The 16,154-nt window shown below is 53.8% G+C and carries 14 protein-coding genes; 9 read left to right on the forward strand and 5 right to left on the reverse strand.

Going from position 1 to position 16,154, the window contains the following annotated elements; translation table 11 throughout:
- Window positions 1-104: 104 nt before the first annotated feature.
- Entirely contained in the window at window positions 105-926 is an 822-nt protein-coding gene (locus WG78_RS18175; protein WP_201782483.1) for a DUF3800 domain-containing protein, read from the reverse strand.
- A gap of 97 nt (window positions 927-1,023) precedes the next feature.
- Window positions 1,024-1,266 (reverse strand): hypothetical protein, encoded by a 243-nt coding sequence (locus tag WG78_RS22550; protein ID WP_152969286.1) that lies wholly within the window; start codon window positions 1,264-1,266, stop codon window positions 1,024-1,026.
- An 869-nt stretch (window positions 1,267-2,135) separates the two neighbouring features.
- Between WG78_RS22550 and WG78_RS18185 the strand changes: the two genes are divergently transcribed.
- Both WG78_RS18185 and WG78_RS18190 read left to right on the forward strand, forming a co-directional pair.
- Entirely contained in the window at window positions 2,136-2,954 is an 819-nt protein-coding gene (locus tag WG78_RS18185; RefSeq protein WP_053939259.1) for a Hachiman antiphage defense system protein HamA, read from the forward strand.
- Window positions 2,944-6,108, forward strand: a complete 3,165-nt coding sequence (locus tag WG78_RS18190; RefSeq protein ID WP_053939260.1) for a DEAD/DEAH box helicase — start codon at window positions 2,944-2,946, stop codon at window positions 6,106-6,108. The genes WG78_RS18185 and WG78_RS18190 overlap by 11 nt, the downstream gene beginning before the upstream one ends.
- A gap of 139 nt (window positions 6,109-6,247) precedes the next feature.
- Here the strand turns inward: WG78_RS18190 and gyrB are convergent, their stop codons facing one another.
- From gyrB to dnaA, 3 genes are all read right to left on the reverse strand, one after another.
- Window positions 6,248-8,674 carry a DNA topoisomerase (ATP-hydrolyzing) subunit B gene (gyrB, locus tag WG78_RS18195; RefSeq protein ID WP_053939261.1) on the reverse strand — a complete coding sequence of 809 codons (2,427 nt, stop codon included), beginning with the start codon at window positions 8,672-8,674 and terminating at the stop codon, window positions 6,248-6,250.
- Between the two features lie 87 nt (window positions 8,675-8,761).
- Window positions 8,762-9,868, reverse strand: a complete 1,107-nt coding sequence (gene dnaN / locus WG78_RS18200; RefSeq protein WP_053939262.1) for a DNA polymerase III subunit beta — start codon at window positions 9,866-9,868, stop codon at window positions 8,762-8,764.
- 111 nt (window positions 9,869-9,979) lie between these two features.
- The gene (gene dnaA, locus WG78_RS18205; RefSeq protein WP_053939263.1) at window positions 9,980-11,437 is read right to left on the reverse strand and encodes a chromosomal replication initiator protein DnaA; all 1,458 of its coding nucleotides are present in this window, start codon (window positions 11,435-11,437) and stop codon (window positions 9,980-9,982) included.
- 307 nt (window positions 11,438-11,744) lie between these two features.
- On the opposite strand from dnaA, the gene rpmH reads away from it, so the two are divergent.
- The 7 genes from rpmH (at window position 11,745) to WG78_RS18240 (ending at window position 16,150) form a co-directional block, all read left to right on the forward strand.
- Entirely contained in the window at window positions 11,745-11,879 is a 135-nt protein-coding gene (gene rpmH / locus WG78_RS18210) for a 50S ribosomal protein L34 (protein ID WP_053939282.1), read from the forward strand.
- 20 nt (window positions 11,880-11,899) lie between these two features.
- Window positions 11,900-12,265, forward strand: coding sequence for a ribonuclease P protein component (gene rnpA / locus WG78_RS18215; protein ID WP_053939283.1), 366 nt, complete (start codon window positions 11,900-11,902; stop codon window positions 12,263-12,265).
- Window positions 12,253-12,462, forward strand: a complete 210-nt coding sequence (gene yidD / locus WG78_RS18220) for a membrane protein insertion efficiency factor YidD (RefSeq protein WP_053939264.1) — start codon at window positions 12,253-12,255, stop codon at window positions 12,460-12,462. Before rnpA ends, yidD begins: the two co-directional genes overlap by 13 nt.
- A 30-nt stretch (window positions 12,463-12,492) precedes the next feature.
- Window positions 12,493-14,154: a membrane protein insertase YidC gene (yidC, locus tag WG78_RS18225; RefSeq protein ID WP_053939265.1), complete on the forward strand. Its 1,662-nt coding sequence runs from the start codon at window positions 12,493-12,495 to the stop codon at window positions 14,152-14,154.
- 124 nt (window positions 14,155-14,278) lie between these two features.
- A complete protein-coding gene (locus WG78_RS18230) occupies window positions 14,279-14,626 on the forward strand; it encodes a RidA family protein (protein WP_053939266.1) in 348 nt (115 codons plus the stop codon).
- A 301-nt stretch (window positions 14,627-14,927) separates the two neighbouring features.
- On the forward strand, window positions 14,928-15,692 hold the full coding sequence (locus tag WG78_RS18235) for a sulfite exporter TauE/SafE family protein (RefSeq protein ID WP_236692075.1): 765 nt from the start codon (window positions 14,928-14,930) through the stop codon (window positions 15,690-15,692).
- Entirely contained in the window at window positions 15,692-16,150 is a 459-nt protein-coding gene (locus tag WG78_RS18240; protein WP_053939267.1) for an EVE domain-containing protein, read from the forward strand. The genes WG78_RS18235 and WG78_RS18240 overlap by 1 nt, the downstream gene beginning before the upstream one ends.
- Window positions 16,151-16,154 lie beyond the last annotated feature (4 nt).

Genomic DNA, 16,154 nt, shown 5'->3' on the forward strand with positions numbered 1-16,154 from the left:
GCTTCCCTTTATGACCAGACGAAGGCACACTACGTCGTAAGTGGACTGGGAGATCCTGGTCGGCGCTAAGCCTCGGTTGCAAAACCGGGGCTTTTCGCTTTTTATCAGGGGTAGATCGTCAATCCTGCGGCGCTGGATCCTTTCGCGCCTGCGTAAAGTTTCTGGCGCAAAAGTGCGAATGCCCGATTGCTTTGATCGGGGCGGATCACGCTCATTCCGACGGGTCTGGCGACAAGATCAGCCATCTGGAGACCTGCGGAGTTAATGCGCTTGTCGGCAAAGACAAGTTCAAACGGCAGCGATTTACCGATCCGGTTCTCGCCGGCACAAATCCGCAGAAATTCGAGTTTCAGCTCTGCGTCCTCTTTCTTCCCGCGGCATTCTACGATCACGTGAGTACAACGGCATTCTTGTTGTCGCTCTTGCAGATAGCAGTAAAGCGCTTCGAGGCAAACCCCAAGCGCAATGTGATAGGGGTTATCAAAAAGCCTGCCGTCGGACTGTAAGCGGATTTTATCCACAGCACAGCAGATCAATACAAATTCGCTCGCCGCTATAAATTGCGTCAGGTCGGCGATGAAACAGTCCTTGTGCAGCCGGCTGGCAAATCGAAACTGCCCCTTCTCTTTCCGAATCTCGTGGTCGTGCAACACCACAACATCATGACCAAAGTGCTGGAATTTAAATCGATGCAGGGCCGAAACGACGTTCTCTGCATAGTGGCGCTTTTGAAAAACACAAAGGGCCAAAACGAAAACGGGATAGTCGGGATCCAGGGTTTTCATACCATGGTCACCACTTTCATCCACGTAGACGACAAAATCCCCAAAGCCACCAAGGCCGGCGGGTTGCGCGCCAGATGCATCTGCCACGGTTTGCGGCTGCGCGATAGCGTGCCGTTGCCGGCGGTTGTTATTGGATTCCAAAATGAGCGCCTGCCTGGTGAACGCCAGCGTGCAAAAGGCGGGCTTGAGAGCCCGGATTCAGGCGGACGCGTAATCTGCACGCCCGCCAATATCATGCTTAAAGCGGCCGGCCCGTAGCGGCGTCGAAATCTGCCGTGTCATACGGATAGGGCGACAGCACGACATTGCCATTGAGCAAACTGGCGAGGATAGGAATATCCGGCAATAAACCTGCGCGGATTAAATCTGCTTTATCGAAAACGAGTTTGATGATTTCGGGATTATCTTCGTTTTGTTCAATTCCCAGAATGCGGGAATTTGAAGACGAGTGCGGTACTGACTTATACTCTGCGGTAGCCATAGTTACTTCCTAGTCAAGTGATTGTGGTTAGCGGGTCATCGGTGTTCGTTGCACCGGTGGCTCGCGCCTTTTCTGATCTAAACTTTCTGTATCGTTTTTTCCTTTATTGATCATTTAGAGATTTGTTCTTGCGCATTAAAAATGGCTGGATGCGCAACAACGAAGCTATCCTAGCACTTCAGAATCATCCGAGATAAATAATTCTTCAAAGATTTGACGGTAATCAATTATCTTATTTTCGAATTCAATTACGCGATAAATTTAATCGGAATACGTCTAATTTTTTATCGAAGTAGTTACGACGAATCAAGAAAAAAATGAGAACTCGCTATAAGAACGCGCTGTAGCTCACTCGACGTCTCGGGTTTAGTGCAGACTCGCTTACGTCAGAACCCACCTCTTAGCCGATATCCAGTCTACGAAGACCCGAGCTTTATATGCTCGGGCTAAATGAAGGCGCCAAACTAACACCGCATACTTAGCCAGCATGGTCGCTGTTTGCCTCCGCTGATCAGTTTCAAGCCTCCGGAAGGAAACCAGTCGCCACGCACTGTTGCGATATGCTACTACCTAAGAAGAGAAGAAACTGGGCGCGCTTATGGACTATTGTGCGTGTGGCCACGACGGTTTGGCCATCTCTTCGTAGAAGCGAATTCGCCATATCCGCTAGCTTAAAGATTATCGGTTCCTCCGCGAGATTGGAAAGCCAATAACGCCTGCGTGTATACGTCTCCTATCACCATCATCTTCGACATACGAAGCACTCATCTGATACAGTGGACTTACCCCGTTCAGCTCATATGGAAGCCCGTTCTCATATACTCAATTCGAGTGTAAAGCTGTATCCATAAACATAAGTTAGCGCGCTCATGACGTCGATACCCAAACACTGCTCATTACTGGTTAAGCAACAGGAAAATCTTAAGACTTCGGATGGAAAAGATATAGAGATATGGTGTCTCGAGCAGCCTGTTGACCCTCTTTTGTTGACGGAGTGGGCAAGACACTTTAGAGAGCACTATTGCCTCGATGATGAAATAGACGTAATGAGGGATGGGACCGGGCTTAGTCGGCGTGACTATCTTTTAGAGCTAGTTTTCCCGGACGCAAAGAAATCGCCAGGCCCGTCAATTAGGTCTGGAGATTTTGCAGAAATTTTAGTTGCTGATTATTTAGAGTATTTCTGCCAAATGTGGGTACCCCGCTTTAGATATAGAAACAAATCATCTCCGAATGAATCTGTAAAGGGCGCGGATGTATTAGCATTTAAGATCAACGCTGAGCACACGCAAGAAATCGACAGATTATTAGTGTACGAAGTTAAAGCACAATTGAGCAGCACTAAATATAATGCGCGGCTTCAAACAGCGATAGATGACTCGTCGAAGGATTGCATCCGCATGGGCTATACGCTAAATGCAACAAAACAAAGATTAAAAGACATGAAAGACTATGCAGGGGTCGCCAAGGTGGCTCGTTTTCAAAACAAAACAGACCACCCCTATGTCTTAGAATCAGGCGCTGTAGCACTATTGTCGGGCATTTCATATTGCCCTGAAGAAATCCAAAAAGCTACACAAACGGGTGAGCACGAAAATCAAGCTAACTTATCCCTAATAGTTATTCGCGGGACAGAACTTATGCAGCTCGTTCATTCACTTTATGAGTTGGCAGCAAATGAAGCATAGTCAAGCCAGCCAAGATCTATATGGGATTACCCGCTCAACGGGGAAAAAGCAAGAGCTTGGTATTCAAGACCCGGAAAAATTGAAGGCACCAGCTGAAACGAAACCCGAGGAGCTGTTCATTTTAACAATCGGGACGCTGGGCGATTGTGCCAACTGGATATGTAATAATCTAGAGCAAGGAAAAGGGCTTGAAGAGAAGAACTTAAGTGAGTTGCAGTTTTCAGCTCGCTTCTTTGATGCTTATTTAGCCTCAAACTATAATCCATTAATTAGCCACGAAGTTTCGTTGCTTGCATCTGCAGCTTATTATTTGGCTAGTCGACCTGGCAGCAGCCTGGTCTTGGCTCGTAGATTAAGTGGTCATGTTTTTGATTCACCGCTTGAAAATTTTCTACTTTGGATTTTGACTTCCAATTGGGCTTCGGTGTCCAATTACCTAGAAGGTGAATACAGCGAATATTTAAAAGAAATCTCATTATGCGTCGCGAAGCATTTTTTTTTCGGGGAAAATAGCAGCGACGCCTTAGAGGCTCTGCACGAGCTAAAGAGCTATATTTACCAATTTGGTTCTGCTAAGGAAATTTTTCTAATAGATGTTTGCTTGGCAATAACTTATATGCGCCTGCAATATTCCTCGTGGAATAACCTCGAAGATTTCACAGATTTAGCCATAGATGCTTGGCGCCCAATCATAGGGGAGAGTGGGTTCCCAACGGAACTTTGGCCATCTCAGATGATGCTTGGACAGGCGGGTATATTCAGAGGGAGCTCAGGTATCGTACAGATGCCGACCAGTGCGGGTAAAACGCGCTCTATTGAGATCATTATACGTAGTGCTCTTTTGGCTAACAGAACAAAGCTGGTTGTAGTTGTGGCGCCTTTCAAGGCGCTATGCCATGAAATTACCCATAGTTTACGTACCGCATTTTTGCGCGATCAAATTTCTGTTAATGATGTTAATGATGTGTTCCAAATGGATTATATGGAGGACATTTCGGATTGGCTTCAGGATGAATCAGTAGAAGTTGAGGGCATCGCTAATTCCAACATATTGGTACTTACGCCGGAAAAGTTTCTTTACATCTTGCGCCAGTCGCCAAAAATTGTGGACAGTGTCGGGCTGGTCATCTATGACGAGGGGCACCAATTTGATACCGGAAAGCGTGGTGTTACGTATGAGCTCTTGTTAACTGAAATATCCAGTATTTTACCAATTTCAGCACAAACTGTTTTGATTTCCGCAGTAATAGAAAACGCCGAAGACATTTTGAATTGGCTTATTGGTGAAGGTGGGAAAATTGTTAGGGGAAACGGTTTACTGCCTACATCTCGCTCGATTGCATTTGCAAGATGGGCAGAAGAGGCTGGTGAATTGTTGTTCTACGAGGGAGACAGGTTCTCCTCCCCCGATTATAGCTTGGAGCAGATTATTGAGCCCCATAGGTTGACGCGCGGAAAGGGTGAAAAAAAAGACAGGCAATTTCCTGAAAAAGCCACTCCTATTGATATAGGCTTATTCTTGGGTATCCGTCTCGTTGGTCATGGGGCAGTTGCAATTTTTTGCGGAAGGCCAGAAACAGCAGAAAAAATCCTTAATCGCGCTGTTGAGGTTTATTCGCGCGGTCTGACCCTTGACGCCCCGGCGAGCGCATCGGACAGCTCAGAAATATCTCGCCTATGTCATCTTATTTCGGGACATTTCGGGGAAGGCTCCGACATCTATAAAGCAGCCCGCCTAGGTTTCTTTAGTCATCATGGCAATACCCCACAAGGCATACGCCTGTCCGTAGAACATGCAATGCAGCGCGGCTATATACAGTATGTGGTATGTACGTCAACTTTAGCTCAAGGGGTAAATCTACCTATCAGGTACTTAATTGTTTCTGGGCTTTATCAAGCAGGGGAAAAAATTAAACCCCGCGACTTTCAAAATCTGATGGGCCGGGCAGGCCGTGCAGGAATGCATACAGAGGGTCTTGTAATTTTTTCAGATCCGGATGTTCATGAGTCCAGATATGAAAAATATCAAAGATGGCGTTTCTTAACCGCCCTTGAGCTTTTGAATTCCGACTCAAAAGATACAACGGGAAGCTCGATACTATCAATTGTTCAGCCGCTTAAAATTAGGGGCGGGCTTCTTATCCCTATCAATCCAGTAGAGCTGATTGACGTTATCCTATATGAGCGGAATAGGTGGAGGGAATGGGTAGATCAGCTGATCTCTCGGTTACCCATAAAAAATAAAAATTTTAATACCAAAAATCTGCTAGGCATCTTGTCCCATAGAAGGAATCTCATATCGGCGCTTGAGAGCTACATGATGGCAAATCGTGGGGACGGTTCCTTCGAGGAATTCCAAGGAGATATTGCCGAATTAGCAGCACGGTCATTGGCGTATTCCATTGCCTCGGAAGAAGAGAGGGTCGGCATAGTAGGCCTCTTCTTTGCTGTTGCAAAATATATCGAGAATAAAGAGCCAGACACCGGTCGACAGCGTCTATTTTCCAAAACGCTTATGCCAATTGTGGATATTTTACAAGTCGAGGCATGGTTAAATTCTAATTGGGATATATTGTTGAATTGCCATGATTCTGCTACTTTCCTCGAATGTTTATGGCCTATTTTTGTTTCATTTGGTAATAATAAATTAATCTCCAATTCCAACTCTGGTCCATTCTTTTTTGATGTTGCCAAGATGTGGGTTTCTGGAGAACCTTATAAAAAAATATTCCAGCTGGCCAAAAATGTTCGACCAACGAAGCCATGGGGCGAACATGGCACGAGACAGGTGACGGAACACGATATCATTGAGTTTTGCGAAGGAACACTTGGTTTTGATTGTCCCCTTGTGTTGGCTGCCGTTACCGAGCTGCTGTTTGGGGAGAATTCATCGGATTTGGAGACGGCGAAACCGATACTCTTTTTTCACAAAGCACTCAAATACGGACTGCCAGATCCGCTATCGATTTCTTGCTTTGAAAGGGGTTTTTCCGACCGCGTCTTGGCCCAAGATTTAACTATGGCTCTAAGAGAAAACGGCTACGCTCTAGATTTCCTTATATCGCCTCTCGGTAAGTATGAGGAACTTATAACTCAGCTTTTATCCAAATACCCTCGCTATTTTCAGAACCTCCTGCTCGCGATGAATTCATAATTTCCTACACGCTCAAAAAGTGTGTCTAATGTGCATAATTCGAAAAATGCGTAAAGCAAAAGGCCCCGCAGTTTGGCGGGGCCTTTTCGCACGTCGCTTTATGCCGCCTGAGACGCCATTTACTGGGCAGCTCTACAACTCAAACATCAATATTCCTCGCCACCAGCGCATTCTGCTCAATAAAGTGTCTACGTGGTTCCACCTGGTCGCCCATCAGCGTCGTAAACACCTCATCCGCCGCAATCGCGTCCTCAATGTTCACCTTCAGCAAGCGGCGCACCGTCACGTCCATCGTGGTTTCCCACAGCTGTTCCGGGTTCATCTCGCCCAGGCCTTTGTAGCGCTGGATGGTGACGTTGCGGCGCACTTCGTTCAGCAGCCAGTCCAGGCCTTGCTTAAACGATTTGATGGCGATGGTGTTTTCGCCGCGGCGCATTTTGGCGTCTTCGGCCAGCAGGCCGGCCAGTAGTTCGCCGGTTTTCTTGATCTGGTTGTAGTCGCCGCTCAGTACAAAGTCTTCGTCGATGTACTGGATGGTCACCACGCCGTGCAGTTTGCGTTCAATCTTCAGCAGACTGCCGGTGTCGTCGTGCGTGACTGGCAGGATGGTAAAGGCCGGGTGGTTCAGCGCGGCGGTCAGGCGGGCGGCGCTGTCTTCGGTGGCGGCCTGGTTGCTCAGGTCCATCGGGCCGCTGTTCAGCAGGGCCAGCAGCACTTGCGGGTCGATAAAGCGCGCGCAGCGGTCGATGACGGCGTCGGTCACCAGATATTGGCGTGCCAGCGTTTCGAGTTGTTCGCCGGCGATTTCCGGGCGGTTGTCGCCCGGTTGCAGCGCGGCGTTGTTGACGGCCAGCTTCAGCAGGTACTGGTTCAGTTCCTGGTCGTCTTTCAAATAGGCTTCGCTCTTGCCGCGCGCGGCGCGGTACAGCGGCGGTTGCGCGATGTACACGTAGCCGCGTTCCACCAGTTCGGGCAGTTGGCGGTAGAAGAACGTCAGCAGCAGCGTGCGGATGTGGCTACCGTCGACGTCGGCATCGGTCATGATGATGATGCGGTGGTAGCGCAGCTTGTCGATATTGAAATCGTCTTTGCCGATGCCGCAGCCCAGCGCGGTGATCAGCGTGCCCACTTCCTGGCTGGAGATCATCTTGTCGAAGCGTGCGCGTTCCACGTTCAGGATCTTGCCTTTCAGCGGCAGGATGGCCTGGAACTTGCGGTCGCGGCCTTGTTTGGCGGAGCCGCCGGCGGAATCACCCTCGACCAGGTAGATTTCGGACAAGGCCGGATCTTTTTCCTGGCAGTCGGCCAGTTTGCCGGGCAGGCCCAGGCCGTCCAGCACGCCTTTGCGGCGGGTAAATTCGCGCGCTTTGCGGGCGGCTTCCCGGGCGCGGGCGGCTTCGACCACCTTGGCGCTGATCATCTTGGCGTCGGTGGGGTTTTCCAGCAGATAGTCGTTCAGCGCCTGGCCCAGTACTTCTTGCACCACGGGGCTGATTTCGCTGGAAACCAGTTTGTCTTTGGTCTGGCTGCTGAACTTGGGGTCGGGCAGTTTTACGCTCAGCACGCAGGTCAGGCCTTCGCGCATGTCGTCGCCGGTGGTTTCCACCTTGGCTTTCTTGGCCACTTCGTGCTGTTCGATGTACTGGTTCAGCGTGCGGGTCAGCGCCATGCGCAGCGCGGTCAGGTGAGTGCCACCGTCGCGTTGCGGGATGTTATTGGTAAAGCACTGCACCGATTCTTGATAAGAGTCGTTCCATTGCATCGCCACTTCCACCGTCATGCCATCGCGTTCGCCAATGGAATGAAAGATGTGCGGATGCATGACGGTCTTGGTGCGGTTCATGTATTCGACAAAGCCGCTCACGCCGCCGACGTAGGCAAAGTTTTCTTCTTTGCCGGTGCGACGGTCGATCAGCGTAATGCCCACGCCGTTATTCAGGAACGACAGTTCGCGGATACGCTTGGCCAGAATTTCATAATGGAATTCGATCAGGCCAAAGGTTTCCACCGAGGCAAAAAAGTGCACTTCGGTACCGCGTTTGTCGGTGTCGCCAACAATTTCCAGCGGTTTAACGCGTTCACCCTGGCGGAATTCCATGGTGTGCACTTTGCCGTCGCGGCGCACGGTCAGCTTCAGCCAGTCAGACAGCGCGTTCACCACCGAAACGCCCACGCCGTGCAGGCCGCCAGATACCTTGTAGCTGTTCTGGTCAAACTTGCCGCCGGCGTGCAGTTCGGTCATGACGATTTCGGCGGCCGAGCGTTTGAATTCGTCGTCTTCTTTGATTGCAGTCGGAATACCACGGCCGTTGTCTTCCACGCTGATCGAGTTATCGGCATGGATGATGACGCGGATGGTGTCGCAATGGCCGGCCAGCGCTTCGTCGATGGCGTTATCGAGCACCTCAAACACCATATGGTGCAAGCCGGTGCCGTCGCCGGTGTCGCCGATATACATGCCGGGGCGTTTGCGCACGGCTTCAAGCCCTTTCAGGATCTTGATGCTGTCGGCGCCGTAGTCCGCGCTGCTGTTATCGGGGGTTTGCGGATCGATGTTTTCGCTCATAGCGCTACTTGCTCACAATACGTACGACTGCAAAAAAAGACGAAAGGCCGGGTTGCCCCAGCCTGACAGTGATTTCAGACGCGGCGGTTAGATCCGCATCGGCATCACGATGTACTTGAAGTTTTCGTTGTCGGGGATGTTAACCAGCACGCTGGAAGTCACGTCGCCGAACACAAAGTCGAGGGTTTCGACTTGCAGATTGGTCAGCACGTCCAGCAGATACTGGATGTTGAAGCCGATATCGAGCGGTGCGCCGGTGTAGGCCACTTCGACTTCTTCTTGCGCTTCTTCCTGCTCATTGTTGTTGCACAGGATCTTGATCACGCCATCGGTCAGCACCAGACGCACGCCGCGGAATTTTTCGTTCGACAGAATGGCGGCGCGTTGCAGCGCGGACAACAGCACCTGGCGCTCGATCTTGAGGAACTTGTCGTTGTTCTGCGGAATAACGCGCTGGTAATCCGGGAACTTGCCGTCCACCACTTTGCTGTGGATCACGATGCTGCCAAACGCAAACTTGACCTGGTTGCCGGCGATTTCAATCACGACTTCGTCGTCGACTTCGGCCAGCAGTTTGTACAGTTCCAGGATGGTCTTGCGCGGCAGAATCACTTCGTTCTTGTCGAAGTTGCCTTCCAGCTCGGCCGAGGCAAACGCCAGGCGGTGGCCGTCGGTGGACACCAGCTTCAGATGGCTGCCTTCAGTCACAAAGAACAATCCGTTGAGGTAATAACGGATGTCTTGATGCGCCATCGCATATTGCACGCGGCCCAGCAGCGCTTTCAGCTGGCCTTGCGGCATGCGCAGCGTGGCACGCAGATTGGTGTCGACGGCCAGCGTGGGGAAATCACCGGCGGGCAGCGTTTGCAGCTGAAAACGGCTCTTGCCGGCTTTAACCGTCAGGCGGCCTTCGTTGTCTTCAAACGTCACCACGGCGCGATCGGGGATCGCACGCAGGATGTCAGACAGCTTTTTGGCCGAAACGGTAATGGCAAAGTCTTCGCCCGAGAACCCTTCGGATTGCTGGCTAGCGATCTGGATTTCGAGATCGGTGCCCGTGAAAGTGAGCGTTTCGCCTTCTTTACGGATCAGAACATTGGAAAGGATCGGCAGCGTGTGGCGGCGTTCGACGATACCGGTAACGGTAGCGAGCGGCTTCAGCAGGGCATCACGTTCAGCTTGCAACAAGGGCATGGCAACGGGTCCGCAAAAGTGAGTCAAATAGAACGCGATTTTACCGGATTCCGGGCTTTAAAGCACCTCCCCGGACTGCGGCCTGTAGGCGGCCCAGGACTCACTACGCGCTTAGCTGCGCAGCATCTGCAACAGCACACCGTATTGATGCGACAACTCGCCATCGCTGCTGCGCAATGATTCGATGGTGCGACAGGCGTGCAGCACGGTGGTGTGGTCGCGCCCGCCAAATGCTTCGCCAATCGCCGGCAAAGACATCGGCGTGAGCTCTTTGGTCAGCGCCATCGCCACCTGGCGGGGACGAGCGATATCGCGCGTGCGCTTTTTGCTGTGCATATCGGCGACTTTGATCTTGTAAAAGTCGGCGACGGTTTTCTGGATGTTTTCCACCGTAATCTGGCGATTGCCCGCGGCCAGAATATCGCGCAGCGCTTCTTTGGCCGCTTCCAGCGTCAGCGGCTGGTTGGTAAAGCGCGCATACGCCAGCACCCGCTTGAGCGCGCCTTCCAGCTCGCGCACATTGCTGCGGATATGTTTGGCGATAAAAAACGCCACGGTGCTATCAAGCTTGAAGTTCTCGCGCTCGGCCTTCAGCAACAGAATCGCCACGCGCATTTCCAGCTCGGGCGGCTCGATGGCCACCGTCAAACCCCACGAGAAGCGCGACACCAACCGGTCTTGCAGGCCGTCGATTTCTTTGGGATAGCGATCCGACGTGATGATGATTTGCTTGTGGCCTTCTACCAAGGCGTTGAAGGCATAGAAGAATTCTTCTTGCGTTTTGTCTTTGCCGACAAAGAACTGGATATCGTCGATCAGCAATAAATCGAGCGAATGGTAATAACGTTTGAATTCATCAAACGCCTTGTGTTGATACGCCTTGACCACGTCGGCCACGTATTTCTCGGCGTGGATATAGCGGATTTTGGCGGACGGATTGCGTTGATGCACCGCGTTGCCAATGGCCTGAATCAAGTGAGTCTTACCCAGGCCAACGCCGCCATACACAAACAGCGGGTTGTAGCTGACGCCGGGGTTCTCGGACACCTGCTGTGCCGCCGCGCGCGCCAACTGGTTGGCTTTACCGGTGACCAGCGTCTCGAAAGTAAAGCTGGGGTTCAGCCGCGTGGTCTCGTGGTGCGACGACGTCACATGGATGGCCGGTGCGGGCGGCGCCGCATGTTGGCGCGGGCTGGGCGCGGGCACGGACGACGCGTTGTTATTGCTGTTGCCCACATTGGCGCCATACGCATTGGACGGGCCAGCCGCTGCGGCCAACGTGCCATTGGGGCGTGCGGCCACGGGCGACGGCTTACGCACGTTGCTGCCTACTTTGAGCGAAATCTGCGCCACGCCATCAGCAAAAAACGGGCTGGCCGATTCTTCGATCACACCCAGATAACGGTCACGGATGAACTGCAGAAAAATCTGATTGGGGACGATCAGGTTCAGGCTGTCACCGGCGACTTCTGCCACCAGCGGCTTGATCCAGATGCGGAACTGGTCTGCGCCGAGGCGTGCTTCCAGTTCTGCCAGACAATGGGGCCAACAGTTTTCCAGTGCGGACATGACGTTTCTTGTAGGTGTGCCCTTTACAACTACCGCAAACGGGGGCGACGACAACGCCGCAACGCGCCGGAAAACGGTCGTTTGTAGACGGTTTTCCTGGCACAGACCCGCACTGGCAACAGGGGTATGTGCCAACTTCGGTAACGCTCAGGGATCGGACTTGATAGGGACGAAGGGCGGATTCTACGCCCAAAGCGCAAAGTTATCCACAGACCAGACAGGCGCAATCTGCTTGATGGTGTTGACAATTCAGTGGCTTAGCTATGTAATCGCCGGTTTACTCCTGTTTTTTTCGGCAGACACCATCATGAAACGTACTTTCCAGCCTTCCGTTATCCGTCGCAAGCGCAACCACGGCTTTCGCGCTCGCATGAAGACCCGCGGTGGCCGCGCTGTGCTGAACGCACGCCGCTCCAAGGGCCGCTCGACCCTGTCCGCTTGATTATGGCGGATGCGTCCGGCATGTCGGGCGCCACAGGTTTCCGCTTTACGCGGATGCAGCGAATTCTGAAAACGGATGAGTTCTCATCCGTTTTTAGTTTGCGCAACACCGTCTCCAATCTGCATTTCCAGGTTTTGGTTCGTCCAAACACCGGGGTTTCTGCACGTCTGGGGTTGGTGGTCGGTAAAAAAACCGACAAACGGGCCGTCGCACGCAATTACATGAAGCGCACGATCCGCGAAACGTTCCGGCTACACGCCCACACCTTGCATGGCCTTGATCTGGTCGTGCGTACGCGGCAGGGTTTTAATCGCCGCGAAGGCGCTGCGGCGCGTGCAGAATTATTAGAACTTTTTGCGCGTATCCGCCGTCGATGTCCCGCCTGATCATCGTTCTGCTCCAGCTCTACCGTTACACGCTCAGCCCGCTGCTGGGTGCGCGATGTCGTTATGCGCCCAGTTGCTCGCAATATGCCATTGAAGCCGTGGGCAAATATGGCGCGTTGAAAGGCGGCTGGCTTACAATGCGCCGTCTTGCCCGCTGCCACCCTTGGGGCGGCCATGGCCACGACCCGGTTCCCTGATCCGGCTCCCTGATCTAATACGAGTACACGATGGATACCCGCAGACTTATTCTGTTCATCGCGATTTCGTTCGGCATCCTCTTCTTCTGGCAGAAGTGGATGGAAAAACGTTATCCGCAAACCGCCCAGTCTGTCAGCGCCAGCGCGCCGGCCGCAAACCAGGTCGCCGCCAACGGCGCCGCACCCGATGCCGCAGCACTGGCCAAGGGCCAGCGCGTCAAGTTTGTCACCGATGTATTCAGTGGCGAAATCGACACCAATGGTGCCGATCTGCGTACGCTGCAACTGATCAAACACGGCGCCCTGGCCGATCCGAAGCAAGCGTTTACGCTGCTGCAAGACAGCGGTGCGCATATCTATGTGGCGCAAACGGGTCTGCTGGGTAACGGCCTGCCGACGCACAAGTCGGTGTTTACATCCGCGCAACCGGCCTATGCGTTGGCGGATGGCCAGAACACGCTGGCAGTGCGCCTCGAAGCGCCGGCCAATGCCGATGGCGTCAAGGTTGCCAAAATCTACACGTTTACCCGTGGCAGCTATGAAATCAACGTCAGCTACGAAATCGTCAACGGCGGCAGCAAGCCGCTGACCACGTCGGCGTATTTCCGTCTGCTGCGTGATGGCAAACCGGCCGAAGCCGCGACCAACACCCCGAGCATGTTCGGCGGTGCGCATACCTTCACCGGCCCGGCCGTGTACACCGAGCAAGGCAAGTTCCAGAAAGTGGAATTTACCAAGCTGGACAAAAACGAAGCCACCTACGTGCAAAGCGCCAAGGATGGCTGGGTGGCGATGGTGCAGCATTACTTTGCCAGCGCCTGGATCATGTCGCCGGACAATGGCCCGTCGGTGTGCGGCGCCGCGCCTTGCCGCTATGACCTCAAGCGTCTCAGCAACGGCCTGTATTCGGCCGATGCGATTGTTGACGTGCCGGCCATTGCACCGGGCGCCAAGAAAGACATCAGCGTTAATCTGTTCGCTGGCCCGCAGCAAACTTCAATCATCGACAAAGTCGCACCTGGCTTTGACCTGATCAAGGATTACGGCATCTTCACGGTCTTCTCCAAGCCCATCTTCTGGGTGCTGGACCAGATCCATAAGGTGGTCGGCAACTGGGGCTTCTCGATCATCCTGCTGACCATGCTGATCAAGGCGCTGTTCTATCCGCTGGCCGCAACCAGCTATCGCTCGATGGCCAAGATGCGCAAGCTGGCCCCGCGCATGGAACAGCTCAAGCAACGTCACGGCGAAGACAAGGTCAAGTTCCAGCAAGCCACGATGGAGCTGTATCGCACCGAGAAGGTCAACCCGCTGGGTGGCTGCCTGCCGATGCTGGTGCAGATTCCGGTGTTTATGGGCTTGTACTGGGCGCTGCTGGCGGCGGTTGAATTGCGCCAGGCACCGTTTATTTTCTGGATTCATGATCTGTCGGTGCGCGATCCGTACTACGTGCTGCCGGTGCTGATGACGATCTCGATGTACGTGCAAACGCTGCTGAGCCCGCCGCCGCCGGACCCGATGCAAGCCAAGATGATGAAGATCATGCCGCTGGTGTTTTCGGTGTTCTTCTTCTTCTTCCCGGCAGGCCTGGTGGTGTACTGGGTGGTCAACAACGTGTTGTCGATTACGCAGCAGTACTACATCACGCGTCAGATCGACAAGCAGGACAAGACCACGCTGGCCAAGGCCTGATGGTCCGGCTGGAGTGATAAAAAAAAGCCGCCTTCGGGCGGCTTTTTTGCGTCCGTGGCATGATGGCGACCCGATCTGTACAAAAATTCCGGCCCTCTTCTCTCACTTATCCACAGGCTGCTTTATGTCCGACATCATTCGCCACAACCCCACCGCGCTCTGGTCCGACGCCGTGAGCTTTAATCGCATTGCGTGTTTTGTTGAAGTGCCGGAACGCGGCTCGGATATCGAAACCCAAACGCGCGTGCTGCTGCAGCAAGCCGAACGCACGCTGGCCGCCATCGGCTCAGACAAATCGCGCTTGATGATGGTGACGATTTATCTGACCGATCTGGCCGATCGCGTCGGCTTTAACGACGTGTGGGCGGCATGGCTGCCCGAGGGCTGCGCCCCGGCGCGCGCCTGCGTGCGCGCCGATCTGGCCTCGCCGGAACTGCTGGTTGAAATTGCCTTCACCGCGGCAACCCGCTAACGCATAGGGTGGGTCAAGACCCACCACCCAAAGCCGCGGGTGCGAACGACAAGCATTGCTTCCCACTTCGTTCAGGCTTATCTCTGCAGGTCGTGTAAACCTCCACGTGCGATGAGCTTGGCATACCACTTTGAATGGTGGGTCCAGACCCACCCTATGGGTGTTTCTTTAGCGCGACCCATCGCACGGTAATCGGCGCGCCCGCTGGCGAGCCCTGCGTGCGGGAATGGCCCGATGCGCAGCGCGCTGGCTTGCTGGCAAAGTAGCGCGCTGCCGCCCCTACCCCGTCCAGACCCTCGCCATGATGACTTCCACGCTGCTGCTATTGCTGCCCATTTCGTTTATTGCCGGATTGATTGATGCTGCGGTCGGCGGCGGGGGCCTGATCCTCGTGCCTGGCCTGTTTGCCATCATGCCCAACACCGCGCCCGCCACGCTGATGGGCACCAACAAGTTCGCCGCCATCATGGGCACCGCTTCGGCCACGTGGCGTTACGCGCGGCAGGTCAAACTGGACTGGCACATTCTGCTGCCCTGTGCCGCCGCGGCGTTTGTCGGCTCGTATGGCGGCGCCAGCGTCATCCACTATCTGGATAAAAGCATCGTGCGGCCGATGGTGATTGTGCTGCTGGCGGTGATGCTGATCTACACCTGGTTCAAGCCCGCCTTCGGCACGCAAGACGCCGGCCGGCCGCTCACCCGGCGCGATCTGTATGTCGGCCTGGCCATTGGCATGGTAATCGGCTTTTACGATGGCTTTTTTGGCCCCGGCACCGGCTCATTTCTGATCTTTTTGTTTGTGCGCTTTTTCCACTTTGATTTTGTGCGCGCCTCGGCGTCGTCTAAAGTGGTGAACCTGGCCACCAACCTGGCCGCGCTGGCGTTTTTTATTCCGGCCGGTGCGGTCATTTACGGCTACGCCATTCCAATGGCGATTGCCAATGTGGCGGGCGCGCAAGTCGGCAGCCGTATGGCGCTAAAGGGTGGCAATTTGTGGGTGCGGCGTTTGTTTTTAACGCTGGCGCTGGTGCTGCTGTCCAAACTGATCTGGGATGCCGTCAAATAATGAGCACGCCGCAATACTGGTTGATGAAATCCGAGCCGGATGAAGCCGGCATCGATCATCTGCAAGCCGCGGGCCAGCTGGGCTGGTTTGGCGTGCGCAATTACCAGGCGCGCAACTTTATGCGCGACGGCATGCAATTGGGCGATGGCGTTTTGTTTTATCACAGCAGTTGCGCCGAGCCGGGCATTGCCGGGCTGGCCGAAGTCAGCGCTGCGGCCTACCCCGACCCAACGCAATTCGACCCGACCTCAAAATACTTCGACCCGAAAACATCGCTGGAAAAGCCGCGTTGGCTACAAGTGGATGTGCGCTTTGTGCGCAAAACGCGTTTGATTGGATTGCCGGAATTACGCAGCCACGCTGAGCTGGCGGACATGCAGATCCTGCAGCGTGGCAACCGGCTTTCGATTACACCGGTGACGCCCGCGCAATGGGCGTTTATCCAGACCTTATTCTGATCGG

Source organism: Amantichitinum ursilacus (assembly GCF_001294205.1).
Lineage (GTDB): Bacteria > Pseudomonadota > Gammaproteobacteria > Burkholderiales > Chitinibacteraceae > Amantichitinum > Amantichitinum ursilacus.